Source organism: Neisseria sp. P0009.S007 (assembly GCF_051962515.1).
In genome coordinates this window covers 1-1,042 of sequence record NZ_JBQCVF010000507.1, presented here as the reverse complement: position 1 = coordinate 1,042, position 1,042 = coordinate 1, and the positions used below count along the sequence as shown (strand labels likewise).

General features: G+C 45.8%; 1 protein-coding gene and 1 pseudogene. Both read left to right on the top strand.

Going from position 1 to position 1,042, the window contains the following annotated elements; all coding sequences use genetic code 11:
• Positions 1-462: pseudogene (locus tag ACTHS3_RS14400) on the top strand (subtype B tannase); the annotation flags it as partial.
• Positions 463-626: 164 nt separating this feature from the next.
• On the top strand, positions 627-1,042 hold a 416-nt coding region (locus tag ACTHS3_RS14395), incomplete at its 3' end, for a DUF2459 domain-containing protein (RefSeq protein WP_440368295.1).

The window sequence follows — 1,042 nt, the reverse complement described above, 5'->3', positions numbered from 1 at the left end:
ACCGTCCGCAAAGGCAAAGTCGTCTCCGTCGATTTCGATGCCTACGCCAAAGCCGCCGGCCGCCAAAAAACACCGCCGGCCTTTGACGGCGTAGATTTAAGCGCAGGCGAAAACCAACTCTTCGGCACCAATACCGTCGACAAACGCCACTTTACCGCGTTCTCCATGCAACACAATACCGCCGCCAACGCCGAAATCGCAGATGAAGAAACCATTAAAATCATGAACCCGCTCAACTACATCGGCAAACCAGGCGTAAACCTGCCGCAAAACTGGCGAATCCGCGTCGGCACTAACGATCGCGACACCTCACTGGCAGTCTCCGCCATCTTAGCCGCCAAACTGCAAAATAACGGCCAAACCGTCGACTACGCCCTGCCTTGGGATGTCGGCCACGGCGGCGATTATGACTTGGACGAACTGTTCGCCTGGATGAAACAAGTCAGCAGCTCTGCAAAATAAGCGTTCCAACATGGATTGAGATGAGATTTGGTATCCCATTTTAATTAAACAACCATTTTTATCATTAGTCGCAAGATACCTACTACCCACTCATTTCTAATGAAAAAAGTACAAATTTAATAGAAAATACACACCTTCAAATTTAATTGCCTTTAAAAAAACGAATGCGCTCCTTCCTTCACATCCTTAAGAAAATCGGCAAAATAGCGCTGATAATCCCTATTTTTGCCCTATTGTATTTTTTGTCTGCTTGGATGATGGCTTCATTGCCGCTTAATGAAGAGCAGCCCAAAGGAGAAATTACTTTATTTTTAGTCAGTAACGGCGTGCATACTGATGTAGTCATGCCGCTGAAGAATGATATTTTTGATTGGTCGGATGTCGTCAATCCGAAAGACACGCTCTCTGCTAATCCTCAAATAACGCATATTGGTTTAGGCTGGGGGGAACGCAATTTTTATTTATACACGCCTGAGTGGAAAGATTTGACGTTCTCCAATGCCTTAGGTGCATTAAGCGGGCTGAACCGTACGCTGATTCATGTTACTTATTATCCTTTTGAACCACGAGAAAATAGCCA